At 72.8% G+C, this 23,179-nt stretch carries 22 protein-coding genes and 2 tRNA genes; 17 read left to right on the top strand and 7 right to left on the bottom strand.

Features of this window, described 5'->3' with window-relative positions; all coding sequences use genetic code 11:
• Positions 1-77: 77 nt before the first annotated feature.
• The 5 genes from HHL19_RS08040 to HHL19_RS08020 all read left to right on the top strand — a co-directional run bounded on the left by HHL19_RS08040 (position 78) and on the right by HHL19_RS08020 (position 3,957).
• Positions 78-2,270, top strand: coding sequence for an ATP-dependent DNA helicase UvrD2 (locus tag HHL19_RS08040; RefSeq protein WP_346768604.1), 2,193 nt, complete (start codon positions 78-80; stop codon positions 2,268-2,270).
• A 232-nt stretch (positions 2,271-2,502) separates the two neighbouring features.
• A complete protein-coding gene (locus tag HHL19_RS08035) occupies positions 2,503-2,778 on the top strand; it encodes a hypothetical protein (protein WP_169087599.1) in 276 nt (91 codons plus the stop codon).
• A 170-nt stretch (positions 2,779-2,948) separates the two neighbouring features.
• Positions 2,949-3,317: a WhiB family transcriptional regulator gene (locus tag HHL19_RS08030; protein WP_031013886.1), complete on the top strand. Its 369-nt coding sequence runs from the start codon at positions 2,949-2,951 to the stop codon at positions 3,315-3,317.
• Positions 3,314-3,676, top strand: coding sequence for a hypothetical protein (locus HHL19_RS08025; protein ID WP_169087075.1), 363 nt, complete (start codon positions 3,314-3,316; stop codon positions 3,674-3,676). The genes HHL19_RS08030 and HHL19_RS08025 overlap by 4 nt, the downstream gene beginning before the upstream one ends.
• Before the next feature lie 98 nt (positions 3,677-3,774).
• On the top strand, positions 3,775-3,957 hold the full coding sequence (locus HHL19_RS08020) for a hypothetical protein (protein ID WP_169087073.1): 183 nt from the start codon (positions 3,775-3,777) through the stop codon (positions 3,955-3,957).
• 13 nt (positions 3,958-3,970) lie between these two features.
• Here HHL19_RS08020 and HHL19_RS08015 read toward each other — a convergent pair whose 3' ends face one another.
• A complete protein-coding gene (locus tag HHL19_RS08015) occupies positions 3,971-5,320 on the bottom strand; it encodes an AarF/ABC1/UbiB kinase family protein (RefSeq protein ID WP_169087071.1) in 1,350 nt (449 codons plus the stop codon).
• Positions 5,313-6,521, bottom strand: coding sequence for a TOMM precursor leader peptide-binding protein (locus HHL19_RS08010; RefSeq protein ID WP_169087069.1), 1,209 nt, complete (start codon positions 6,519-6,521; stop codon positions 5,313-5,315). Before HHL19_RS08010 ends, HHL19_RS08015 begins: the two co-directional genes overlap by 8 nt.
• 157 nt (positions 6,522-6,678) lie before the next feature.
• Here HHL19_RS08010 and HHL19_RS08005 point away from each other — a divergent pair, with 157 nt between their 5' ends.
• The 4 genes from HHL19_RS08005 (at position 6,679) to HHL19_RS07990 (ending at position 10,519) form a co-directional block, all read left to right on the top strand.
• Positions 6,679-7,212 (top strand): M48 family metallopeptidase, encoded by a 534-nt coding sequence (locus HHL19_RS08005; RefSeq protein ID WP_346768603.1) that lies wholly within the window; start codon positions 6,679-6,681, stop codon positions 7,210-7,212.
• 112 nt (positions 7,213-7,324) lie between these two features.
• The gene (locus tag HHL19_RS08000; protein WP_169087065.1) at positions 7,325-9,049 is read left to right on the top strand and encodes a TerD family protein; all 1,725 of its coding nucleotides are present in this window, start codon (positions 7,325-7,327) and stop codon (positions 9,047-9,049) included.
• A gap of 14 nt (positions 9,050-9,063) precedes the next feature.
• On the top strand, positions 9,064-9,744 hold the full coding sequence (locus HHL19_RS07995) for an AIM24 family protein (RefSeq protein WP_169087063.1): 681 nt from the start codon (positions 9,064-9,066) through the stop codon (positions 9,742-9,744).
• 19 nt (positions 9,745-9,763) lie between these two features.
• Positions 9,764-10,519, top strand: a complete 756-nt coding sequence (locus tag HHL19_RS07990; protein WP_169087061.1) for an AIM24 family protein — start codon at positions 9,764-9,766, stop codon at positions 10,517-10,519.
• A gap of 80 nt (positions 10,520-10,599) precedes the next feature.
• On the opposite strand, the gene HHL19_RS07985 is transcribed toward HHL19_RS07990, so the two are convergent.
• Entirely contained in the window at positions 10,600-11,121 is a 522-nt protein-coding gene (locus tag HHL19_RS07985) for an NUDIX hydrolase (protein WP_169087059.1), read from the bottom strand.
• Entirely contained in the window at positions 11,118-12,551 is a 1,434-nt protein-coding gene (locus tag HHL19_RS07980; protein WP_169087057.1) for a zinc-dependent metalloprotease, read from the bottom strand. The genes HHL19_RS07985 and HHL19_RS07980 overlap by 4 nt, the downstream gene beginning before the upstream one ends.
• Positions 12,552-12,742: 191 nt before the next feature.
• On the opposite strand from HHL19_RS07980, the gene HHL19_RS07975 reads away from it, so the two are divergent.
• The 4 genes from HHL19_RS07975 to HHL19_RS07965 all read left to right on the top strand — a co-directional run bounded on the left by HHL19_RS07975 (position 12,743) and on the right by HHL19_RS07965 (position 15,983).
• Positions 12,743-13,852, top strand: a complete 1,110-nt coding sequence (locus HHL19_RS07975) for an SDR family oxidoreductase (RefSeq protein WP_169087055.1) — start codon at positions 12,743-12,745, stop codon at positions 13,850-13,852.
• Between the two features lie 80 nt (positions 13,853-13,932).
• Positions 13,933-14,394 carry a molybdenum cofactor biosynthesis protein MoaE gene (locus tag HHL19_RS07970; RefSeq protein ID WP_169087053.1) on the top strand — a complete coding sequence of 154 codons (462 nt, stop codon included), beginning with the start codon at positions 13,933-13,935 and terminating at the stop codon, positions 14,392-14,394.
• Between the two features lie 204 nt (positions 14,395-14,598).
• On the top strand, positions 14,599-14,811 hold the full coding sequence (locus HHL19_RS37085; RefSeq protein WP_240981472.1) for a hypothetical protein: 213 nt from the start codon (positions 14,599-14,601) through the stop codon (positions 14,809-14,811).
• Between the two features lie 83 nt (positions 14,812-14,894).
• Positions 14,895-15,983 carry a PDZ domain-containing protein gene (locus HHL19_RS07965; RefSeq protein WP_169087051.1) on the top strand — a complete coding sequence of 363 codons (1,089 nt, stop codon included), beginning with the start codon at positions 14,895-14,897 and terminating at the stop codon, positions 15,981-15,983.
• 41 nt (positions 15,984-16,024) lie between these two features.
• Here HHL19_RS07965 and HHL19_RS07960 read toward each other — a convergent pair whose 3' ends face one another.
• Positions 16,025-16,564 carry a PPA1309 family protein gene (locus HHL19_RS07960; protein ID WP_169087049.1) on the bottom strand — a complete coding sequence of 180 codons (540 nt, stop codon included), beginning with the start codon at positions 16,562-16,564 and terminating at the stop codon, positions 16,025-16,027.
• Between the two features lie 135 nt (positions 16,565-16,699).
• Between HHL19_RS07960 and HHL19_RS07955 the strand changes: the two genes are divergently transcribed.
• From HHL19_RS07955 to HHL19_RS07940, 4 genes are all read left to right on the top strand, one after another.
• A complete protein-coding gene (locus HHL19_RS07955; protein WP_169087047.1) occupies positions 16,700-19,639 on the top strand; it encodes a UPF0182 family protein in 2,940 nt (979 codons plus the stop codon).
• Positions 19,640-19,683: 44 nt separating this feature from the next.
• Positions 19,684-19,757, top strand: a tRNA-Met gene (locus HHL19_RS07950).
• A gap of 202 nt (positions 19,758-19,959) precedes the next feature.
• Positions 19,960-22,002, top strand: a complete 2,043-nt coding sequence (locus tag HHL19_RS07945) for an SEL1-like repeat protein (protein WP_169087045.1) — start codon at positions 19,960-19,962, stop codon at positions 22,000-22,002.
• A gap of 48 nt (positions 22,003-22,050) precedes the next feature.
• Positions 22,051-22,124: transfer RNA gene (locus HHL19_RS07940), tRNA-Met, on the top strand.
• 122 nt (positions 22,125-22,246) lie between these two features.
• Here the strand turns inward: HHL19_RS07940 and HHL19_RS07935 are convergent.
• Both HHL19_RS07935 and HHL19_RS07930 read right to left on the bottom strand, forming a co-directional pair.
• Positions 22,247-22,663: a Fur family transcriptional regulator gene (locus tag HHL19_RS07935; RefSeq protein WP_169087043.1), complete on the bottom strand. Its 417-nt coding sequence runs from the start codon at positions 22,661-22,663 to the stop codon at positions 22,247-22,249.
• A gap of 28 nt (positions 22,664-22,691) precedes the next feature.
• Entirely contained in the window at positions 22,692-23,078 is a 387-nt protein-coding gene (locus tag HHL19_RS07930; RefSeq protein WP_169087041.1) for a CBS domain-containing protein, read from the bottom strand.
• Between the last annotated feature and the right edge of the window lie 101 nt (positions 23,079-23,179).

The raw sequence follows: 23,179 nt of genomic DNA, 5'->3' as shown, positions 1-23,179 counted from the left end.
ATGCGACGGTACGACCGCACGGCCGGGCCTGTGGACGACGCGCCGCACCGGCCCGCCCGACCTGGCAGCATGGCGGAGTGACAGCAGCAACGCACTCCCCTCTCTTCCCGGCCGTCCCGGAGACCGCCGACGCGGTGCTCGACGGGCTCGACCCGGAGCAGCGCGAGGTCGCCCTGGCCCTGCACGGCCCGGTCTGTGTCCTCGCCGGCGCCGGCACGGGCAAGACGCGGGCGATCACCCACCGGATCGCCTACGGGGTGCGGGCGGGCGTGCTGCCGCCCGCGAGCGTGCTCGCCGTCACCTTCACCAACCGCGCCGCGGGCGAGATGCGCGGCCGGCTCCGCCAGCTCGGCGCGGGCGGGGTGCAGGCCCGCACCTTCCACTCGGCGGCCCTCCGGCAGCTCCAGTTCTTCTGGCCGAAAGCGATCGGTGGCCCGCTGCCCCGGCTCGTCGAGCGGAAGGTCCAGCTCGTCGCCGAGGCCGCGGCCCGCTGCCGGGTCCGGCTCGACCGCAGCGAGCTGCGGGACGTCACCGCGGAGATCGAGTGGGCCAAGGTCACCCAGACCGTGCCCGCCGACTACCCGGCGGCCGTCGCCCGCGCCCGCCGCGACGCCCCGCGCGACCCGGCCGAGATCGGCCAGCTCTACGCGATGTACGAGCAGCTCAAGGGCGAGCGCTCGGTGATCGACTTCGAGGACGTGCTGCTGCTCACCGTCGGCATCCTCCAGGACCGCCACGACATCGCCGAGCAGATCCGGAGCCAGTACCAGCACTTCGTCGTCGACGAGTACCAGGACGTCTCCCCGCTCCAGCAGCGCCTCCTGGAGCTGTGGCTGGGGGAGCGGGACAGCCTCTGCGTGGTCGGCGACGCCAGCCAGACCATCTACTCCTTCACCGGCGCCACCCCCGACCACCTGCTGGACTTCCGCGTCCGCCACCCGCGCGCGACCGTGGTCAAGCTGGTCCGCGACTACCGCTCCACCCCCCAGGTCGTCCACCTCGCCAACGGCCTGCTCAACCAGGCCCGCGGCCGGGCCGCCGACCACCGCCTGGAGCTGATCTCGCAGCGCGAGGCAGGCCCCGAGCCGGTCTACGCCGAGTACGGCGACGAGCCCGCCGAGGCCGAGGGCACCGCCCGCCGGGTCCGCGACCTGATCGCCGCCGGCGTCCCCGCCGGCGAGATCGCCGTCCTCTACCGGATCAACGCCCAGTCGGAGGTCTACGAGCAGGCCCTCGCCGACGCCGGCGTCCCCTACCAGCTGCGCGGTGCCGAGCGCTTCTTCGAGCGCCAGGAGGTACGGGAGGCGGGCGCGGCCCTGCGCGGCGCGGCCCGCTTCGGGGCGAACGACTCGCTCCTCGACGGCGCCGACGACCTCCCCGCCCAGGTGCGAGCGGTGCTTTCCGGCCAAGGCTGGTCCAGCGAACCGCCGGCCGGCTCCGGCGCCGTCCGCGACCGCTGGGAGTCGCTCGCCGCGCTCGCCCGCCTCGCCGACGACTTCGCCGCCGCCCGCCCCGGCGCCACCCTCTCCGACCTCGTCGCCGAGCTCGACGAGCGGGCCGCCGCCCAGCACGCCCCCACCGTCCAGGGCGTCACCCTCGCCTCGCTGCACGCCGCCAAGGGCCTGGAGTGGGACGCCGTCTTCCTCGTCGGCCTCACCGACGGCATGCTGCCGATCACCTACGCCAGGACGGACGAGCAGGTCGAGGAGGAGCGCCGGCTCTTGTACGTGGGCGTCACCCGCGCCCGCGTCCACCTGACGCTCTCCTGGGCGCTCTCCCGCTCCCCGGGCGGCCGTGCCTCCCGCGTCCCCAGCCGCTTCCTCAAGGGCCTGCGCCCCGGCTCCGGCAGCCGGGCCGCCGGGTACGGCGCGGCCGGCGGCGTCGAGCGGGGCGGCACCGGCGGCCCGGCCGGCGCGGGCGCCCGCCGCCGCCCGCGCGGCCCCGTCCGCTGCCGGGTCTGCGGCACCACCCTCACCGAGGCCGGCGCCATGAAACTCCTCCGCTGCGAGGACTGCCCCTCGGACATGGACGAGGGCCTGTACGAGCGGCTGCACGCCTGGCGCGGCGAGCGGGCCCGGGAGCTCGGCCAGCCCGCCTATTGCGTCTTCACCGACAAGACGCTCATGGCGATCGCCGAGCGCGTCCCCTCCTCCGGCGGCGAGCTCGCCATGATCGCCGGGGTCGGCACCCGCAAGCTGGACCGCTTCGGAGCCGATGTCCTCGCCATCTGCGCAGGTGAAGAGGGTGTGACGCAGCCGACGGACGACTGATCGAAACTCATGGGAAAAATAGTTTGCGCCCGCCCCGTCAAGCCCCATAGGTTCTTAACCACGCAACAGCGGCTTCATATGAGGCCCTGTCTCGTGCTGTACTTGTCCAAATGAACATCGAGAGCCCGGCTCACCCCCGAGCTCTCCGAGACGCCGAGAGGAGGCGATTCCAGTGATCAGCAACATCAAGAGCACCACCGTCATCAACGACACCGTCGTCAGCACCGCCAAAATGACCGATCGCTCGGTCGTCTCCGCCTGCTCGCTCGGCCTCTCCGCCTTCGCGTTCCTTGGCAGCGGTCTGCCCGTCACCGGTCTGTCCGGTCGCGGCATGGCCGCCATCGAGCGCGACGAGCGACCGACCAAGGCACGGGTGGCTGAAGAGACCAAGGCCGGATTCACGGCCTATGGCTTCGCGGCGGCCGGTGCCGGCAAGCAGCAGACGACGACGCAGCACCACACGATGTGGGCCTTCCGTGGGCTCGAACCCTGGAGTGATCCAGCCTGACCCGATCAGGCCGGCGCCTTCAGGGCCGCGGAACCCCACCCGGGATCCGCGGCCCTTCTGTTTGTCCCCGAACGGGGGCGACGGAGCGAAGGGGCCTCGGGACAACCAACCCGGTACCAGCCGAAGACCCGGCCGACCGGCCGGAAACGACCAGACGAGGAAAGACACCCGTGCAACTCGAAGCGCACGCCCCGTCCGTACCGCCTTCCGAAACGATCCCCCCGTCCGGCCTCACGGAGGACCACGCCTTGACCCCCCTGACATCGCTCACCGCGCTCGACGACGCCATCGAGAACCTCGGCGTCCCGGTTCCCTGCCGGGCCTACGACCCGGAGGTCTTCTTCGCCGAGTCCCCGGCCGACGTCGAGTACGCCAAGTCCCTCTGCAAGACCTGCCCGCTGGTCGCGGCCTGCCTCGCCGGCGCCAAGGAGCGCCGTGAGCCCTGGGGTGTCTGGGGCGGCGAGCTCTTCGTCCAGGGCGTGGTCGTCGCCCGCAAGCGGCCCCGTGGCCGTCCGCGCAAGAACCCGGTCGCGGCATGACCGCCCTGACCTGGGAGGCAGTACCCCACAAGGCCCCCAGGCGCACCGGAACGATCGACCACCCCCTCACGCACGATCCCCAGAAGCAGGCCCCGATGACCACGTCCGCCTTCGAGCCCAGCCGCTCCGCTACCCCCGACTTCTCCACCGCCGGCGCCCCCGCGTCGCGTCAGAACAGGACCCGTGACATGCAACTCATCCCAGAAGCCCTGGCCCGTGCCCATATGCGCGAGCGCCGGCGTGAGGCCGACGCGGAACGTCAGGCCATGCGCCTGATCGCCGCCCGGCGCATGCAGCGCCGCGCCGAGCGCGTCTCGCTGCGCGCCCGCCGCGCCCTCGCCATGGCCGTCATGAACTGAGCGCCCCACCAGGCGTCCCCGCGGGGGCCGGTCCGAACGGACCGGCCCCCGCGGTGCGTTGCACCGCCGCGGCCGCCCCGCCGGGCTATCGTCACGAGATGAACGAGCCCCGCGCCGCGGAGGAGCCCGTGGCCTGCGCACGCTGCGGCAGGACCGCCGACACCCTCCCGATCACCTGGACCTGCTCCGTCGAGAACGGCCGCCGCCAGTACTTCTGCGAGGAGTGCGCCCGCGCCAACATCCGTTCGATCGAGGGCCGCCTCGACTCCTCCTGGTGGTGAGCCGCCCGGCCCGCTAGGACGCCGGCTCGAAACCCGGCAGCCAGGCGGTCAGCTCGTCCCGCAGCCGCACCGTCGCGTTCAGCTGGCAGAGCACCCCGATCGTCGACAGCGTCACCCGGTGGATCAGCAGATACGAGGGCGGCAGGTTCAACTGCCGCCCCAGCTGGTGCGCGGGGGAGCGGGGGTCGGCGATCCGGGCCGCCTGCGTCCGCATCCAGCCCCGGGTGAAGACGAACGACTCCGCCTCCGCCGGTTCGATGATCGGCAGCAGGTACTCCAGTACCTCCTCCGGATCCAGCGCCACCGACTCCTTCACGAAGCCCTCCGACCGCAGCAGCGCGTACACCGGCTCGGCCTCGCCGGCCAGCGTCATCCGCAGACAGGTCCCGATCATCTCCGGCAGCCCGCCCGGCAGCCGGTCCACCGTGCCGAAGTCCAGCACCCCGAGCCGCCACCCGGCAGGATCGTCCGCCCCGTCCTCGCCGTCGGGTGGCAGCAGCCGGAAGTTCCCCGGATGCGGATCGGCGTGCAGCAGCCCGGTCCGCGCCGGACCCGAGAAGAGGAACCGGGCGAGCAGCTGCCCCGCCCGGTCCCGCTGCTCCTGACCACCCTCCGCGATCACCTCCGCGAGCGGGATCCCGTCCATCCACTCGGTCACAAGGACCTGCTCCGCCTGGTGCACCACCCCGGGCACCACCACGTCCGGATCGTCCGCGAAGACCTCGGCGTGCTCCCGCTGCGCCCGCGCCTCCAGGGCGTAGTCCAGCTCCTCCGACACCCGCTCGCGCAACTCCGCGATGAGCGGCTTCACCTCGGTCCCCGGCACCAGCGGCCCGAGCAGCCGGGCGAACCGCCCCAGCTGCGCCAGGTCCGAGAGCAGCGCCTCCCCGGCCCCCGGGTACTGCACCTTGACCGCGACCTCGCGGCCGTCGTGCCAGACCGCCCGGTGCACCTGCCCGATCGACGCGGCCGCCGCCGGCTTGTCCTCGAACTCCAGGAACAGCTCCCGCCATCCGTCCCCGAGCCGCTCCTCCAGCACCCCGTGCACGGTCTTCACCGGCATCGGCGGCGCCGCCTCCTGAAGCTTCGTCAGCGCCGCCCGGTAGGGCCCGGCGATCTCCTCCGGCAGCGCCGACTCGAAGACCGACAGCGCCTGGCCGAACTTCATGGCCCCGCCCTTGAGTTCGCCGAGCACCTTGAACAGCTGATCCGCCGTCCGCTCCTGCAGCTCCCGGGCCACGAACTCCGCCGACTTGCCCCCGATCCGCTTGCCCAGGCCCCACGTCGCCCGGCCCGCGAAGCCCAGTGGCAACGCGGCCAACTTGGCGGTCCGGGTGACCGCCTTCCGGGGAAGATCAGACATGCGCCCCTCCAATTCCCAGACTGCCGTGCCGCGCAGGGATGTGCTCCGCCATTGTGGACCCAGCCTCCCCGGCGCCCGAGGCGCCCACCCCCACCCTGCCCCGGGCGGCCCCACAGGGACAGGCCGGATGCGGCACCAGTCGCTCGGACCGCCACCCCAGCGACGGCATGGCCGCCTCCCACCGGGTCCCGGTGCTCGCCGGCAACTCCCCGTCCAGGAAGGCGAGGGCGTGCCCCGCGGCCAGCCCCGCCACCGCCGTCGCCAGCGCCACGTCACAGGCCGGCAGCGGATGCGGCGCCCCCGAACGCCACTGCGCGAGCAGCCGCGGCCACGCCGGGTCCCGGTCCGTCGCCTCCTCCTGGAGGCACCGGGCGCACGCCGTCCCGCCCGGCAGCACCAGTGGCCCCACCACCCCGGTCGCCTCCAGCACCCCCGCGTACAGATGGGGCACCCCGGCCGCCATCCACGGCTCCGCCGGCACCGGGTCCGGCACCCGCACCCCGAGCCCGTCCCGGTCCGTCACCACCACGAGTGACACCGCGGCCCGGCCGTCCCCGTCACCCGGCGCGGCCCGCCGGCCCGTCCGCCGCACCGCCACCGGACCGCGCGACCACCGCCCGACGAGCCGTCGCGCCGCCGCCACCCGCCGCTCGCCGACCGCCTCGGCGGGCAGCCCGCCCGGCGCCGTCTCCCACGGCTCGACCCGGCCGCCGTCCACCACCTCCACCCCGCCCACGCCGGCCGCCGCGAGCAGCGCCGCCACCATCGACCCCACCCGGCCGGCACCCCGCACCCGCACCCGCCGCTCCCGCCGGGCCGCGAGCGTCCCCAGCGCCCGCTCCGGCTCCGGGCACACCACCGACAGCGCGGCCAGATCCGCCCGCAGCGGATCGAGCGCCGTGTCCACCGCCCCGGCGGCCGGCCCCGCCCGCCCCGGCCGCCCGGCGGCGGCCTCCACCAGCAGCCCCACCGCCGAGAGCCGCCCGAGCAGCGCGTCGAGCCGCCCCTCCGGCAGCCCGAGCGCCGCCGCCTCCGCCCGCAGCAGCGCCGTCCCGCGCGTCCCGTCCATCAGCCCGAGCAGCCGGCCCGTCGCCGCGTCCACCGGATCCAGCACCACCGCGTGCGCCGGCGCCACCCCGTACTGCACACACGTCAGACTCCGCCACGCCCGGCGCAGTGCCGGCTTCACCATCGGATGCATCCCCGCCCCCGTCCTCCGCCGTTTCCCTTCGCGTTCCTCCGTGATCAGAGTGCCCGCCGGCGGCGGACCGCGCCGAAAGTTGTCCACAGGCCCACTTGAAAGTCATATGAGTCATACGGAGGGGTGTCCGTCGGGCCCGCCCGGTACCGTCGAGGGCGTGTCAGTCGAGATCCGCAGGAGCGCCCGCCGCACCCGTTCCGTCTCCGCCTACCGCGAGGGGGACCGCACGATCGTCCTCATCCCGGCCCGGATGTCGGAGGCCGAGGAGCGCCGCTGGGTCGGCGTGATGCTGGAGAAGCTCGACGCCAAGGACCGGGACAAGGAGCGCCGCGCCACCCGCGGCGACACCGAGCTCGCCGAGCGGGCGGCCCGGCTCTCCGAGCGCTACCTCGACGGCAGGGCCAGGCCCGGCTCGGTCCGCTGGGTCACCAACCAGAACAGCCGCTGGGGCTCCTGCACCCCCGCCGAGGGCACCATCCGGCTCTCCCACCGGCTCCAGCCGATGCCCGAGTACGTCGTCGACTACGTCCTCCTGCACGAGCTCGCCCACCTCCTCGTCCCCGGCCACGGCCCCGACTTCTGGCGGCTCCTGGAGGCCTACCCCCGCACCGAGCGGGCCCGCGGGTACCTCGAAGGAGTGGTCGCCGCGGACCGCCTCCCGAAGCTGCCGGACGCGGAGCCCGCGTCCTGAGGCCCTTTTTCCCGATTCGGTACCGGATCGGACCTGCCCTGTCTCAATGTCGTCCCCAGCGGTTAGCCTGGCGCGAGTCATTCGCCATCGGGATGGGGGACGGTCGTTACGCATGGCCAGGGAATTCCAACGCGGCCACAAGGCCAAGATCAGTGATCTGACCGCGGGCACCGATCTGTACGTGGGCGTGCAGATCTCCGCTCCCGGGCTCACCTTCGACATCAGCTGCTTCGGCCTCGACGCCGAGGAGCGGCTGTCGGACGACCGGTACTTCGTCTTCTTCAACCAGCCGAAGTCGCCCGAGGAGTCCATCCAGCAGCTCGGGGCGCAGGCCGGTGACACCGAGTCCTTCCGGGTCACCCTCGACCGGATCCCCCCGCAGATCCACAAGCTCGCCTTCACCGCCACCATCGACGGCGACGGCCAGATGTCGCAGGTCGGCCCCGGCTGGATCCGGATCGTGGCCGGCGGCGAGGAGGTCGCCCGGTACGCGTTCACCGGCGCGGAGTTCTCCACCGAGCGCGCGGTCATGCTCGGCGACTTCTACCTGAAGGACGTGTGGCGCTTCGCCGCCGTCGGCCAGGGCTTCGACGGCGGCCTGGAAGCGCTGCTGCGGAACTTCGGCGGAGAGGTCATGGAGGAGGAGTCGGCCGCCCAGCCGCAGGCCGCCCCCCAGCAGGCCGCCCCCGGCTTCGCCGCCCCCGCCCAGGCCGCGACCCCGCCCGCCTTCGGCGCCCCCGCGGCCCCGGCACCGGCTCCGGCCCCGGCACCGGCTCCGGCCCCCGCGCCCGCCCCGGCCCCCGCGCCCGCCCCGGCCTTCGGCGCCCCGCAGCCCGGCTACGGCGCGCAGCCGCCCACGCCGCCGCCGGCCCCGCAGCCGGTGCACACCCAGCCCACGATGGTCGCGCCGCTCGCTCCCGCGCCCGTGCCGCCGCCCCCGACCCCGGCCCCGGCCGCCGGCCCGTACGGCCAGCAGCCGCCGCAGGCCCCCTACGGGCAGGTCCCCGGCCAGACCCCGCCGCACGGCGCCCCCTACGGGCAGCCGCCCCAGGCGCCGTACGGCCAGCAGCCCGGCTACGGCCAGCCCGCCCCGTACGGCCAGCAGCCCGGCATGCCGCCGGGCATGCCGCCCCAGGGCATGCCGCCGGGCATGCCGCAGGGCGCGCCCGCGGCCGGCGCCGGGCTCGCCGCCGCGCTCGCCCCGTTCAAGGAGACCGCCACCGGCGCCCGCTGGACCCCGCAGAACCAGCAGCTCATGCGGGTCGACCTCGGCATGGGCGGCACCCCCGTCCTCGCCCGTCAGGGCTCCATGGTCATGTACCAGGGCAAGGTCGACTTCTCCTACAAGGGCGCCGGCTTCGCGGGCCGGATCGTGGGCAACGCCACCGGCCAGGAGATGCAGCTGATGCGCTGCACCGGCCGCGGCCAGGTCTTCCTCGCCGAGAACGGTTCGTACCTGCACCCGATCGAGCTCCAGGGCGACGCCATCTGCGTCTCCGCGGAGAACGTGCTCGCCTTCGACGAGTCGCTCCAGTACGAGGTCCGCCGCATCGAGGGCCACGGAATCCCCGGCGGCGCCCTGTTCACCATGCAGTTCCAGGGCACCGGCACCGTGATCGTCAAGACCCACGGCGTCCCCGTGGTGCTGCCCGTCACCCCGACGACCTTCGCGGACTGCAACGCGGTCGTCGCCTGGTCGGCCGCCTCGCAGGTCATCCTCTCCAGCCAGGTCCGGCTCCGGCGCAACGCCTACCCCGGCCACAGCGGGGAGACCGTGAACCTCCAGTTCCGGGGCGCCCCCGGCAACTTCATCGTCGTCCAGCCGTACGAGGTCTGAGGGAGCCCGACACCATGAACCAGCAGCTCGCGGGCTATGCCCCGACCCCCATCGCGGCGCGCATGGAGAACCACGGCAGCGCCATGCTCAAGGTCGCCATGACCACCGGCCAGGACCTCTACGCCCGGGCCGGCTCGATGGTCGCCTACGAGGGCTTCATCCAGTACGAGCCCAACCCGCCCGCCGTCCGCCAGATCGCCAGGGAGTGGGCCACCGGCGAGGGCACCCCGCTCATGAAGTGCACCGGCGACGGCCTGCTCTACCTCGCCGACTACGGCGCCGACGTCGTCGTGATCAACCTCCAGAACGACGCGCTCTCCGTCAACGGCTCCAACCTCCTCGCCTTCGACGCCCACCTCCAGTGGGGCGTCGAGCGGGTCAAGGGCCTCGCCAAGTTCGCCGGCCAGGGCCTGTTCAACGTGGGCATCTCCGGCACCGGCTGGGTCGCGCTCACCTCGCGCGGCACCCCGATCGTCGTCGACTGCGGCCGCGGCGAGGACGAGACGTACGTCGACCCCGACGCGCTCGTCGCCTGGTCGCCGACGCTCAAGGTCAAGGGCAAGCGCAGCTTCAAGGCGTCCTCCCTCATCGGGCGGGGCAGCGGCGAGGCATACCAGATGGCCTTCTCGGGCCAGGGCATCGTCGTCGTACAGCCCAGCGAGGACAGCAGCGACCGGCTTCGGGTCCGGGGCTGAGGGGGAGCGAGAACACATCATGCAGAGCCCGCTTTTCAACCACGCCGAGCAGCAGAGCCAGGAGCGGTACGTCATCCAGAACCCGCAGCTGCTGCGGGTCAGCCTCACCGGCCACGACGACGTCCTCGCGCGCAAGGGCGCCATGGTCGCCTACCAGGGGCTCGTCGACTTCGACGGCGAGTACCAGACCGGCAGCCAGCGCCAGGCCCGCGCCCGCACCGGCGAGGGCCTCGACCTGATGCGCTGCTCCGGGCAGGGCACGGTCTACTTCGCCAACCTGGCGCAGTACATCCACGTCGTCGAGGTCGAGCAGGAGGGCCTCACCGTCGACAGCGCCTACGTGCTGGCGCTCGACACCAGCCTGCACACCGAGGTCATCGCCGTCGACAGCCAGTACGGCGTCTCCGGCACCGGCAAGTACCAGCTCAACATCACCGGCCGCGGCAAGGTCGCCCTCATGACCTCCGGCCAGCCGCTGATGCTCCAGGTCACCCCGGACAAGTACGTGAGCGCCGACGCGGACGCGATCGTCGCCTGGTCCACCTCGCTGCGGGTCCAGATGCAGGCGCAGACGCACAACAGCAGCGTCCGCAGCCGCCGCGGCAACACCGGCGAGGGCTGGGAGCTCAGCTTCCTCGGCCAGGGCTTCGCCCTCGTCCAGCCCAGCGAGGTCATGCCCCCGCAGAACGCCGCCATCGGACAGGGCGTCGCCGCCCAGTTCGGCGTCGGCCAGCACGGCGCCCACGGCCAGAACCAGAACAACGCCTGGAACTGAGCCCACGGACGGCGGTACGGCGAAGGGCCCCCGGGAGACCGGGGGCCCTTCGCCGTGCCGCGCCGTGCCGCCGGCTCACCTCACAGGCGGGCCAGCGTCGCCTCCGTCAGCCGCACCACCGAGGTGTCCGCCACCGCGGCCACCTCGTCGTACGCGAACCACTTCAGGTCCAGCGACTCCTCGCTGATCTGCGCCACCGCCTCGGCCGGGGCCAGCGCCGCGTACTGCACGTCGAGGTGCCAGTTGCAGGGCGCCGGGATCGGATGCCGGTCGAGCCGCACCGGACCGCCCGGCACCAGCGTCAGACCCGAGATCCCCGACTCCTCGGAGGCCTCGCGCAGCGCCACCGCCTCGACCGTCGGATCGCCCTCCTCGCAGTGGCCGCCCATCTGGAGCCACATGCCCAGCTTCTTGTGCAGGGTCAGCAGCACCCGCCCGCGCGAGGGGTCGATCACCAGCGCGCTGCCGGTGAGGTGACCGGCCGAGCAGGGCTTGTACATGCCGTCCGGATGCGCCGCCAGGTGCTCCAGGTAGAGCTCGCGCAGCTCCGGCTGGCCCTCGTACCCCTTGAGGACGAGGACCGCGTCGTCGTGCAGCGTCACTTCGCGTCGTCCCCGTCCTCGGGCGCGTCGCCCTTGGCCGCCTCGCCGAGCAGCTTGTCCAGCTCGGAGAAGTCCAGGTGCTCGCGGTGGACGAAGCCGTCCGGGTCGTCGAGGTCGGTCGCCGTCGGCAGCATGTCGGGGTGCTCCCACAGCCCGTCGCGGCCGTCGACACCGCGCGCGTCGGTGAGCGAGGCCCACAGCCGGGAGGCGTCTCGCAGCCGGCGCGGCCGCAGCTCCAGACCGATCAGGGTGGCGAAGGTCTGCTCGGCGGGACCACCGGTGGCCCGGCGCCGGCGCAGCGTCTCGCGGAGCGCGTCCGCCGAGGTCAGCCGGGACTTGGCGGCCTCGTGGACCACCGCGTCCACCCAGCCCTCGACCAGCGCGAGCGCCGTCTCCAGACGGGCCAGGGCCGCCTTCTGCTCGGGCGTGTCCTGCGGCTGGAACATGCCGGACTGGAGCGCCTCCTGGAGCTGCTCCGGGTGGGTCGGGTCGAGCTGGGAGACGGCCTCCTCCAGCTTCGAGGTGTCGACCTTGATGCCGCGCGCGTACGACTCGACCGCGCCGAAGAGGTGCGCCCGCAGCCACGGCACGTGCGCGAAGAGCCGCTGGTGGGCGGCCTCGCGCAGGGCCAGGTAGAGCCGCACCTCGTCGGAGGGCACGCTCAGGTCCTTGCCGAAGGACGCCACGTTCAGCGGGAGCAGCGCGGCCCGGCCGGCCGGGCCGAGCGGCAGGCCGACGTCGGTCGAGCCGACGACCTCGCCCGCGAGCGCGCCGATGGCCTGCCCGATCTGCTGGCCGAACATGGCGCCGCCCATCGACCGCATCATGCCGATCAGCGGGCCCGCCATGGCCTGCATCTCCTGCGGCAGCACGTCGCCCATGGCGTTGCCGACGCGCTCGGCGACCGGGTCCACCAGCTCCTTCCACGCCGGGAGGGTCGCCTCGACCCACTCGGCGCGGCTCCACGCCACCGCCGTGTTCGCCCCGGAGGGCAGCGAGGTGACCTGGTCCAGCCACAGGTCGGCGAGGCGGACCGCCTCCTCGACCGCGGACTTCTCGGCCGGGCCCACGCTGGCGTCCTTGACGCCGTCGGCGGTGCCCTGGGCGACCACCTGGCGGGCGATCTGCTTGGCCATGTCCCAGTTCACGGGACCGCCCTCGTAGCTCAGCATCTGGCCGAGCTGCTGGAAGGCCGCGCCCAGGTCCGTCGGGTTCATCGACCCGAACATCGCGGCGAACGGATTGTCCGCGCCGCCCTGGCCGCCCATGCCGGGGAGGCCGCCGAATCCGAACGGGTTCGCCCCGAACGGATTGCCGCCGCCCTGGCCGCCGGACCCCTGGCCACCTCCGGCGGGGTCCTTCTTCTTGCCTTCGTCGCCGTCCTCCGGCTCCTCCGGCGGAAGGCCGAATCCGAATGGGGTGTCACTCACAGGTTTCCTCGGCTCCTAGGGCCACCGGCTCCGCGCCGGCGGCGACTGCCCGCTGCACAACACCAGCGTAGACATCCGGGTCGGATATGGGCTCAAGTCTCCGCCGGGCCGTGCCCTGCGGCAGGATGGACGCCACCTGGTACGTACGCGTCATCCCCGTACGTACTGAAGACAACCACTGGAGTCGGTCGGTGAGTTCCCCAGATCCGCAGGTTCGCGGAGCGCGAAACACCTCAACCAGGTCCGCCGCGCGCGGTCCCGTCGTCGCGGTCACCGGCGCCGCCACCGGCGTCGGCGCCCTCCTGACCAGGCGTCTCGCCGATTCGGAGGAGGTCCGTCGGGTCATCGCCGTCGACGAGCGGCGCGGCGAGGTGCCCGAGGCGACCTGGCACGTCCTCGACGTGCGGGATCCGGCCATCGCGGAGAAGCTGCGCGGCGCCGACGTCGTCGTGCACCTCGCCGTCGATCTCGACCTGGAGACCGACCCGGCCGCCCGGTCGGCGTACAACGTGCGCGGCACCCAGACGGTCCTCACGGCCGCGGCCGCGGCCGGCGTCCACCGGGTCGTCCTGTGCACCTCGACCATGGTCTACGGCGCGCTCCCCGACAACGACATCCCGCTCTCCGAGGACGCCGAGCTGCGGGCCACCGCCGAGGCCACCGGCGTCGGCGACCTCCTGGAGATCGAACGGCTCGGCCGCCGCGGCTCCCGCGCCCACCCCGGCCTCAACGTGACCGTGGTCCGCCCGGCCGTCCTCGTCGGCGGTACGGACACGGCGCTGACCCGCTACTTCGAGTCGCCCCGGCTGCTCGTCGTCGCCGGCTCCCGCCCCACCTGGCAGTTCTGCCACGTGGAGGACCTGGTCAGCGCCCTGGAGTACGCGGCCCTGGAGAAGGTCGACGGCGAGTTCGCGGTCGGCTGCGAGGGCTGGCTGGAGCAGGAGGAGGTCGAGGAGCTGTCGGGGATCCGCCGCATGGAGCTGCCCTCGGCGGTCGCCCTGGGCGCCGCGGCCCGGCTGCACCGGATCGGCCTCACCCCCTCCCCGGCCGGCGACCTCGCCTACACCATGCACCCCTGGGTGGTGAGCGTCGGCAGGCTCCACGACGCGGGCTGGCGCCCCAAGTGGACCAACGAGGAGGTCCTCGCGGCGCTCCTGGAGGAGGTCCAGGGCCGGCACACGGTCGCGGGCCGCCGGCTCGGCCGCAAGGACGCCACGGCGGCGGGCGCGGCGGGCGCCACGGTGGCCCTCCTGGGCACCGCGGCCCTGGTGCGGCAGATGAGGAAGCGGCGCGGCCTGTAGGACCCTCCTACGGAGGGTCCCGGTCCACCGGTCGAAAACGCTATTCCGGGATGTCGGAGGCGTGCGGCACCATGGACGGCATGACGACCACGCACGACCACCCCGGTGAGCAGGCCGCGGACGACCCGATCAAGCTGCTCGCGATCCGCGACACCCCGCTCTCGGTCGACGAGGTCTTCCGGGCCGTCGGGGACGACGCGGCGGGCGGCACGACCCTCTTCGTCGGCACCGTCCGCAACCACGACGGCGGCGCCGACGTGGACGCGCTGGGCTACTCCTGCCACCCGAGCGCCGAGGCCGAGCTGCGCCGGGTCGCCGAGAAGGTCGTGGCGAACCACCCGGTCCGCGCCCTGGCGGCGGTCCACCGTGTGGGTGACCTCAAGGTCGGCGACCTGGCGGTCGTCGTCGCCGTCTCCTGCCCCCACCGCGGCGATGCCTTCGAGGCCTGCCGCAAGCTGATCGACGACCTCAAGCACGAGGTCCCGATCTGGAAGCACCAGACGTTCTCCGACGGCACCGAAGAATGGGTCGGGGCCTGCTGAGCTCTCGCCCCGAGGGTGGGGGTCCCCCCGGACGAAGTCTGGGGGAGGGTGGGGGCCTGCTGAGCTCTCGCCCGGAATCGTGCAAGCAGGCGCGCCGACACGGTGTAGCCGAACGCCCGATTTGCGTAACCGACCCCCAGGCCCGAGCGTTGGTGGCACAGATGAATAATCTGCTGATCAACTCACTGGGGATGGGAGGTCGGGATGGCAGTGCTGGCCTGGTTGCTGATTCCGCTTTTCGCAGTCGTCGGCGCGGCGATATGGGGAAGCTGGGTCCAGAGGAACAAGACGATAGGTGACGTGGCCGAACTCGCCGGCTACGCCCGCTTCAGGGACGCCATGGAGCGTTCCCACCCCACCGCACCCGATTCCGCGCCGTTCCGGCCCGTGGCCGAGCCGGCCCCCGCGGAGTCCTGACCGGCCCCTGACGGAGGCCGGGCGGCGTCCCGTACGGACCGCCCCACGGGTGCGCGCACAGGCGAGTCCCGTACTGTCGTTCCATGCCACGCCGCACCGCGACGATGCTCGCCTCCACCCTGGTCCTGATCTGCCTGCTGATCGCCGGCGTCCTGATCCCGGTGCCGTACTCGGAGATGAGCCCCGGTCCCACGGTCAACACGCTCGGCGAGGCGCGCGGCGAGCCGGTCCTCCAGATCTCCGGTCGCAAGACGTACCCGACCGACGGCCACCTCAACATGACCACGGTCAGGGTCACCAGCGCGGACTACAAGATGAACGCCGTCGAGGCGGTCTACGGCTGGCTGACCCACGACAACGTGGTGGTGCCGCACGACACCCTCTACCCGGACGGGAAGACGGAGGAGGAGTCGAGCCAGGAGAACGCGGAGGAGTTCTCCCAGTCGCAGGAGAGCGCCAAGGTCGCGGCCCTCGACGAGCTCGGCATCCCCTTCACCACGAGCGTCGTCGTCGCCTCCGTGGTGAAGGACTCCCCGGCGGAGGGCACCCTCCACGCCGGTGACGTGATCAAGGCCGTCGACGGCGTGGAGGTCATGAGGCCGGCGGACGTCGCCGCGCAGGTGACCAAGCGGAAGCCTGGCCAGAAGGTCGAGTTCACGATCGTCCCGGCCAAGGAGGCGGCCGCCGCCGAGAAGGCGCACGAGGAGGCCACCGTCACCCGGAAGGTGTCCCTCACCACCGCGAAGTCCGAGGAGGGCGACCGGGCGATCGTCGGCATCCAGGCCGGCACCGACCACGTCTTCCCGTTCACCATCGACATCAAGCTGGCCGACGTCGGCGGCCCCAGCGCGGGCCTGATGTTCGCGCTCGGCATCGTCGACAAGCTGACCCCGGAGAGCCTCACCGGCGGGAAGTTCGTCGCGGGCACCGGCACCATCGACGACGACGGCAAGGTCGGCCCGATCGGCGGCATCCAGATGAAGCTGGTCGGCGCGCGGAACGCGGGCGCCGAGTACTTCCTCACCCCCGCCGCCAACTGCGCCACCGCGGCCGGCGACACGCCCGAGGGGCTCACCCTCATCAAGGTCGACACCATCGACGACGCCACGAAGTCGCTGGAGAAGCTCCGCAAGGGCGACACGGCGGGCCTCCCGAGCTGCGCGAAGAGCTGAACCGGTACGGGGCCCCGCGCGGGGCCCCCTACCCGTACCGCTCAGCTCTCGAAGGTCGCCGCGAGCGCGTCGGCGAGCCCCGGCACCAGGTCCGGGCCGGTCAGCACCTCGGTCGGCGAGTCCTTCTCGCGCAGCCGGATCGCCGCCTCCCGGGCGCCGGTCCGCAGCACGGCCACCGTCATCCGGACCTCCTGGCGGTCCGGGTGCCCGGCCACCCACTTGTTCAGCTTGGCGCCGCTCAGGTCCTTGGGGACCTGGGCCTCCGCCGACGGCGGCAGCATCAGCCGCTCCACGGTCAGGGCGCAGCCGGCGACCCCGTCCGGCCAGGCGATGGTGCCGAGGAACTCGTCGAGCGGCTTGCCCTTGGGGATCTCCTCCTGCTCGATGGGGGTGTAGGCGGTCGCGTCCTCGCCGAGCTTCAGCGAGGGCGCCTGGGCGCGCAGCCGGGCGGTGTCGACCAGGGCGAAGAGGCGGGCGGGCCGGTCCCAGCCGAGGCCGGAGGCGTACTCGTCGATCTCGAGCACCGCACGGGTGAGGGGACTGGAGGCCATCGGCGGGCCCGAGGGGGAAAGGTTGGACATGACCAATATCCTGCCTCCTCTTCCCCCGGAGACGGGAACTAGGTAAAGCGTCGGTAAGTTGCACCAGTGGGCCCTACGATCGCGGGGCCCGCTTTCCGACGCATCAACACCGAGGGGCGCACGTTGGCTTTCCAGATGCCGGACCGTGGCGGCAGCCCGTCCGGGCCAAGGATCAGAGTCGGCCGGCCGTCCCGGCGGGCCCGCACCCTGCTGATGACACTGGGCGTACTGGCCGTCCTTGCCATGGCGTTCGTGATGTTCGCCGGGTTCTGGACGGACTGGCTCTGGTACCGCTCGGTCCAGTACTCGTCCGTGTTCACCACCACCCTGTGGACCAAGATCGGCCTGTTCGCGGTCTTCGGCCTGCTGATGGGCCTCGCCGTCGGCTTCAACATCTGGCTGGCGTACCGGCTCCGTCCTCCGCTGAGCGCGATGTCGCTGGAGCAGCAGAGCCTCGACCGGTACCGGATGGGCGTCGCCCCCTTCAAGAAGTGGGTGCTGCTCGCGATCACCGCCCTGGTGGGGCTGATCGCCGGCGCCTCCGCCTCCGGCCAGTGGCGCACCTGGCTCATGTGGGTCAACGGCGTGGACTTCGGCGAGAAGGACGTCCAGTTCGGCAAGGACGTCTCCTTCTACGCCTTCGACCTGCCGTGGTTCCGCTTCCTGCTGGCCTTCGGCTTCGCCGCGGTGGTGCTCTCGCTGATCGCCTCGGCGATCACCCACTACCTGTACGGCGGGCTGCGGGTCACCAGCCCCGGTGCCCGCGCGACCGCCGCCGCCACCGGCCACCTCTCGGTGCTGCTCGGCGTCTTCGTGGCGCTGAAGGCTGTGGCGTACTGGCTCGACCGGTACGGCCTGGCGGTGAAGTCCAGCGACTTCAAGGCCACCGGCAACTGGACGGGCCTCCGGTACGTCGACGCCAACGCCTACCTGCCGGCGAAGACCATCCTGTTCTGCATCGCCGTCATCTGCGCCGTGCTCTTCTTCGCCACCCTGTGGCGCCGCACCTGGCAGCTGCCGGTCATCGGCTTCGGCCTGATGGTGCTCTCCGCCGTCCTCATCGGCGGCCTGTACCCGGCGATCGTGCAGAAGTTCCAGGTCCAGCCGAACGAGCAGGCCAAGGAAGCCCCGTACATCCAGAACAACATCGACGCGACCCGCAAGGCGTACGCGATCGACGACACCAAGCTGGAGAACTACTCGGGCAAGTCGACGGTGAAGGCCAAGGACAAGCTGCGCACGGACGCCGACACGGCGGCCGCCTACCGCCTCCTCGACCCGAACATCGTCTCGCCGACCTTCCAGCAGCTGGAGCAGAAGCGGAAGTACTACCAGTTCCCGACGACGCTCGACGTGGACCACTACCAGGGCCAGGACGTCGTCATCGGTCTGCGCGAGCTGAACATCCGCGGCATCCCGAAGCGGAACTGGATCAACGACCACTTCACCTACACCCACGGCTACGGCGCCATCATGGCCCGCGGCACCCAGACCGACGCCAACGGCTCCCCGGTCTTCACCGAGTCGGGCCTGCCGACCACCGGTGAGCTCGGGAAGTACCAGCAGAAGATCTACTACGGCGAGAAGACCGACCAGTACTCGATCGTGGGCGGCCCCCAGAAGGAGCTGGACTACGAGGAGAACGGCGAGAAGATCACCAGCTACGAGGGCGACAGCGGCGTCAGCCTGGAGAACGCCTTCAACCGCGCGGCCTACGCGGTGGCCTTCAGCGAGCCGCAGATCCTCTACTCCGGGGCCATCGGCGACGGCTCGCGGATCCTGTACAACCGCACGCCCAAGCAGCGCGTCGAGGCCGTCGCCCCCTGGCTGACCATCGACGGCGACGCCTACCCGGCGGTCGTCGACGGGAAGATCCAGTGGATCGTCGACGCGTACACGACCACCAACGGCTACCCGTACGCCTCGCGGACCACGCTCGGCGACACCACCGCCGACTCGCTGACCGTCGGCAACCAGCAGCGCGCGGTCGTCGCCCAGCAGAACCAGGTCAACTACATCCGCAACTCGGTGAAGGCCACCGTCGACGCCTACGACGGCTCGGTCACCCTCTACCAGTGGGACACCGAGGACCCGGTCCTGAAGACCTGGATGAAGGCCTTCCCCGGCACGGTGAAGCCCAAGTCCGAGGTCAAGGGCGACCTCCTGGAGCACCTGCGCTACCCGCAGGACATGTTCAAGGTCCAGCGCGAGCTGCTCACCCGGTACCACGTCACCGACCCGGCCCAGTTCTACAGCGGCTCGGACGCCTGGCAGGTGCCGAACGACCCGACCAACAAGGACAACGTGGCGGTGCCGCCGTACTACCTGAGCATGAAGATGCCCGGGGACGACGCCCAGCGCTTCTCGCTGACCACGACGTTCACCCCCAACGGGCGGCCCAACCTGGGCGGCTTCATGGCGGTCGACGCCGACGCCACCAGCAAGGAGTACGGCCGGCTGAGGCTGCTCCGGGTCACCGAGGACGTGCCGGGGCCGGCGCAGGTGCAGAGCAAGCTCAACGGTCTGCCCGACGTGGCCACCTTCGTCCGCGACATGAAGGGCGCCGACTCGGACATCCAGTACGGCAACCTGCTCACCGTGCCGCTCGACGGCGGGTTCCTGTACGTGGAGCCGGTCTACGCCCAGGGGCGGAACGCGCTCTACCCGCTCCTGAAGAAGGTCGCGGTGTCGTACGTGGACGCCGACCAGCCGGGCGGCGACACCACCAAGGACACCACGGTGTTCCAGAACAACCTCACGGACGCGCTCAACGCGGTCTTCGGGGTGGAGGGCACGACCCCGCCGACGACCCCGCCGACGACGCCGCCGGACACCGAGCAGCCGCCGGCCACCCCGCAGCCGCCGGCCTCGGCGGACGCGGCGCTGAAGCAGGCCATCGCCGACGCCCAGAAGGCGTACGACGAGGGCGAGGCGGCGCTGGCGAAGCAGGACTGGGCGGCCTACGGCAAGGCCCAGGAGGACCTCCAGACCGCGCTGCAGAAGGCCGCCGAGGCCGGCGCGAAGCTCCAGCCGTCCGGTACGGGCGGTGCCGAGAAGCCGGCCGAGGGCAGCTGACCTGCAAGGCTGCACCCCGCGTCGTGATAGTGTTACTTCACCGACGCGGGGTGGAGCAGCTCGGTAGCTCGCTGGGCTCATAACCCAGAGGTCGCAGGTTCAAATCCTGTCCCCGCTACTGACACGAGGGCTCGGATCCATAAGGATCCGGGCCCTCGTCGCGTGTCGGGGTGACGGAGGGCCCCGAAGAGCGGTACGGAAGGGGCGAGTTGAGGCGTGACGTGTTTGACTTGTCTCTCTGTGGGCATGTCGACAAAACGCTGAGGTGACCTCACGGGCTGCGGTATACCGGGTGTGCGCGGGTTGCGGGTGGTGCGACGATGGTATTTATGGGGGACAGGGCAACTCTGTTGGAGACAGGGCGGTTTGTGCAGCGGCACGCCAGAAATGCCGCGGACGAGATCATCGAGGCCGTGCCGGCCGTCGATGCGCTCGTCGACACCACCTCCCGAGCCGGGGCCGTCCCGGACGCCGGACCGGACACCGAGGCCGAGACCGAGGCCGAGACCGAGGGCCGGCACCGCAGGGCCGCCGAGCGCGGTGACACCGACGCCATGAGCGCCCTCGGCGCCCTCCTGCTCCGCCGCGGCGACCTCGACGGCGCCGAGCCCTTCCTGCGCGGCGCCACCGCCGACGGCGACCGGGCCGCCGCCAACAACCTCGGCGTCCTCCTCCACCAGCGCGGCTACCCCGACGAGGCCGCCGGCTGGTGGCGGGTCGCCGCCGTCGCCGGCTCCGCGCCGGCCGCGCACGCCCTGGGCCGCCACCACCGCGAGCGCGGCGACGAGCCCGCCGCCGAGTACTGGCTCCGCCAGGCCGCCGAACAGGGCCACGCCCTGGGCGCCTACGCCCTCGCCGAGCTCCTGGAGCACCGCAGCGACGTCGGCGCCGAGCGCTGGCTGCGCGCCGCCGCCGAGCAGGGCCACCGCGAGGCCGCGTACCGCCTCGCCCTCGCCCTGGAGCGGCGCGCCACCGAGACCCTCCGCGGCCCGCACACGTACGGCCCCACCGACGCGGGCCCCGCGCGCCGCCCGTACGACACGGCCGGCCGCCTGCGCGCGGCCGACCCCGCGCCCACCGGCGACGACCGGCCGTCCGCCCCCGTCCCCGTCCCGGCCCGGACCGGCGGGACCGGCGAGAACGGCGGCGCCGGGCCGCTCGGCGAGGCCGAGCAGTGGTTCCGGCAGGCGGCCGCCCGGGGACACCGGCGGGCCGCGCTGCACCTCGGAGCCATCCTGGAACAGCGCGGCGAGCTGAAGGAGGCCGGCCGCTGGTACCTCAGCTCCGCCAAGGAGGGCGAGGCCAAGGCCGCCTGCGCCCTCGGCTTCCTGCTGCGCGACGCCGGCGACGAGGAGTCCGCCGCCGTCTGGTGGCTGCGCGCCGCCCAGGACGGCGACGGCAACGCCGCCAACGCCCTCGGAGCCCTGCACGCCGCCCGCGGCGAGCAGCAGACCGCCGAGCGCTGGTACCGCGCCGCCATGGACGCCGGGGACGTCAACGGCGCCTACAACCTCGGCCTGCTCTGCGCCGCCCAGGACCGCCTCCCGCAGGCCGAGCAGTGGTACCGCCGCGCCGCCTACGCCGGCCACCGCGAGGCCGCCAACGCGCTCGCCGTGCTTCTCCTCCAGGCCGGGGACGCGGGCGGCGCCGAGCCGTGGTTCTCCAAGGCCGCCGAGGCCGGCTCCGTGGACGCCGCCTTCAACCTCGGCATCATCCACGCCGGCCGCGACGAGGACCGCTCCGCGCTCGCCTGGTACGAGCGGGCCGCCGCCGCCGGGCACACCGAGGCCGCCCTCCAGGTCGGCATCGCCGCCCTGCGCGACGGCGACGAGCGGACCGCCGAGCGCCATCTGCGCTGCGCGGCGGGCGGTGGCAGCGCCGAGGCCGCCTTCCGGCTCGCCACCCTCCTCGACGCCCGCCGCCCCGAGCCCGGTCCGGTGGTCCTCGGCGCGCCCGTGGACCAGAAGACCGAGTGCGAGGAGTGGTACGAGCGGGCCGCCCAGCAGGGCCACCGGCGCGCCCAGGTCCGGGTCGGCATGCTCGCCGCCGGCCGGGGCGACCTCACCGGGGCCGCCCGCTGGTACCGGGAGGCCGCCGAGGCCGGCAGCCGCAACGGCGCCTTCAACCTCGGACTGCTCCTCGCCCGCGAGGGCAGCGAGCGCGAGGCCGCCCTCTGGTGGACCCGGGCCGCCCGGGCCGGGCACGGCCGCGCCGCGCTCCGCCTCGCGCTGCTCGCCGCCCGCCGGGGCGAGCTGTCCGAGGGCCGCAAGTGGTGCGCCCGCGCCGTGGAGCTCGGTCCGGCCGAGGTCGCCGAGCGGGCGGCGCGGCTCAGCGAGGCGCTGCACCAGGAGCTCACGGCCTAGAAGCGATTTGCTCCTGTCACGGGAGTCCCGTAAGGTGGTGTTCACCGACGCGGGGTGGAGCAGCTCGGTAGCTCGCTGGGCTCATAACCCAGAGGTCGCAGGTTCAAATCCTGTCCCCGCTACTCAGTAGCCCGAAGGCCCGGATCGTATGCGTACGATCCGGGCCTTCGGCGTTTCCGCGGGCGGATGCGCGTACGCGAAGAAGGGGCGCCCCGAGTGGGGCGCCCCTTCTTCGGCGGACGGGCTAGGCCGCCGCGCAGTTCGGGCAGAGGCCGCGGTAGGTGACCTCGACGTTCGAGATCGTGAAGCCGAAGCGCTCCGCGTCCGGCAGGTCCTTCAGCGGGTCGCCCGCCGGGTGGACGTCCCGGATCGCGCCGCAGCCGGCGCAGACCAGGTGCTGGTGCGGCCGGTGGGCGTTGGGGTCGTACCGCTTGGCACGGCCGTCGGTGGCGACCTCGATGACCTCACCGAGCGTCACCATCTCGCCCAGCGTGTTGTAGACGGTGGCACGGGAGATCTCGGGCAGGCGCCCGACGGCGCGGGCGTGCACCTCGTCGGCGGTGAGATGCACGTGGTCGCCGTCGAGGACCTCGGCGACGACACGGCGCTGCGCGGTCATCCGCCAGCCGCGTCCGCGCAGTCGTTCCAACAGGTCGCTCATGAAGGTCAGGGTAACAGCGGGGGGAATTTCAGTCGGCCACGCTGTGGGCCGGCAGCCAGCAGCGGATGATGTCGCGGACCGAGACCATGCCCACCGGTCCCAGGTCGTCGAGGACCACGAGGTGGCGGAAGCCGCCTCGGGTCATCGCCTCGGCCGCCTCCTGGAGGGTCCAGCCGGGGGCGGCGAAGACCACCTCGTGGGTGGTGTGGGAGCCGGCCGGCTCCCGGTCGGGGTCCTCGCCCCGGCCGAGCGAGTTGAGGATGTCGCGCTCGGTCAGGATGCCGAGCCCGGCGTCGCCGTCGAGGACGACGGCCGCGCCGACCCGGCGGGCCGACATCAGCCGGGCGGCCTGCCGGAGTGTGTGGGCGGGTCCGATGGTGAGGACCACCGTGCTCATGGCGTCACGGACGAGCATGGATGGAGCCACCTCCTCGGCGAACCGCCCCTCAGGACGGTTCACAAATGCACAAGTGGGGGCTCCAGAGTTGCACCGGGAGAGGGGTCCGGCAAGGGGGC

It is taken from the genome of Streptomyces sp. R302, assembly GCF_012927245.1.
In the GTDB taxonomy this organism is placed as follows: Bacteria; Actinomycetota; Actinomycetes; order Streptomycetales; family Streptomycetaceae; genus Streptomyces.
This window is presented reverse-complemented; position numbering and strand designations above follow the sequence as displayed.

Bases quoted from the DNA above. Each gene is read 5' to 3' on its own strand.
- HHL19_RS07995 (WP_169087063.1), top strand. From the start codon at position 9,064: ATGAACCAGCAGCTCGCGGGCTATGCCCCGACCCCCATCGCGGCGCGC.
- HHL19_RS07935 (WP_169087043.1), bottom strand. From the start codon at position 22,663: ATGAGCGACCTGTTGGAACGACTGCGCGGACGCGGCTGGCGGATGACC.
- HHL19_RS07945 (WP_169087045.1), top strand. From the start codon at position 19,960: ATGGTATTTATGGGGGACAGGGCAACTCTGTTGGAGACAGGGCGGTTT.
- HHL19_RS07970 (WP_169087053.1), top strand. From the start codon at position 13,933: ATGACGACCACGCACGACCACCCCGGTGAGCAGGCCGCGGACGACCCG.
- HHL19_RS08025 (WP_169087075.1), top strand. From the start codon at position 3,314: ATGACCGCCCTGACCTGGGAGGCAGTACCCCACAAGGCCCCCAGGCGC.
- HHL19_RS37085 (WP_240981472.1), top strand. From the start codon at position 14,599: ATGGCAGTGCTGGCCTGGTTGCTGATTCCGCTTTTCGCAGTCGTCGGC.
- HHL19_RS07990 (WP_169087061.1), top strand. From the start codon at position 9,764: ATGCAGAGCCCGCTTTTCAACCACGCCGAGCAGCAGAGCCAGGAGCGG.
- HHL19_RS07955 (WP_169087047.1), top strand. From the start codon at position 16,700: ATGCCGGACCGTGGCGGCAGCCCGTCCGGGCCAAGGATCAGAGTCGGC.
- HHL19_RS08020 (WP_169087073.1), top strand. From the start codon at position 3,775: ATGAACGAGCCCCGCGCCGCGGAGGAGCCCGTGGCCTGCGCACGCTGC.
- HHL19_RS08015 (WP_169087071.1), bottom strand. From the start codon at position 5,320: ATGTCTGATCTTCCCCGGAAGGCGGTCACCCGGACCGCCAAGTTGGCC.
- HHL19_RS07960 (WP_169087049.1), bottom strand. From the start codon at position 16,564: ATGTCCAACCTTTCCCCCTCGGGCCCGCCGATGGCCTCCAGTCCCCTC.
- HHL19_RS07965 (WP_169087051.1), top strand. From the start codon at position 14,895: ATGCCACGCCGCACCGCGACGATGCTCGCCTCCACCCTGGTCCTGATC.
- HHL19_RS08035 (WP_169087599.1), top strand. From the start codon at position 2,503: ATGACCGATCGCTCGGTCGTCTCCGCCTGCTCGCTCGGCCTCTCCGCC.
- HHL19_RS07930 (WP_169087041.1), bottom strand. From the start codon at position 23,078: ATGCTCGTCCGTGACGCCATGAGCACGGTGGTCCTCACCATCGGACCC.
- HHL19_RS08000 (WP_169087065.1), top strand. From the start codon at position 7,325: ATGGCCAGGGAATTCCAACGCGGCCACAAGGCCAAGATCAGTGATCTG.
- HHL19_RS08010 (WP_169087069.1), bottom strand. From the start codon at position 6,521: ATGCATCCGATGGTGAAGCCGGCACTGCGCCGGGCGTGGCGGAGTCTG.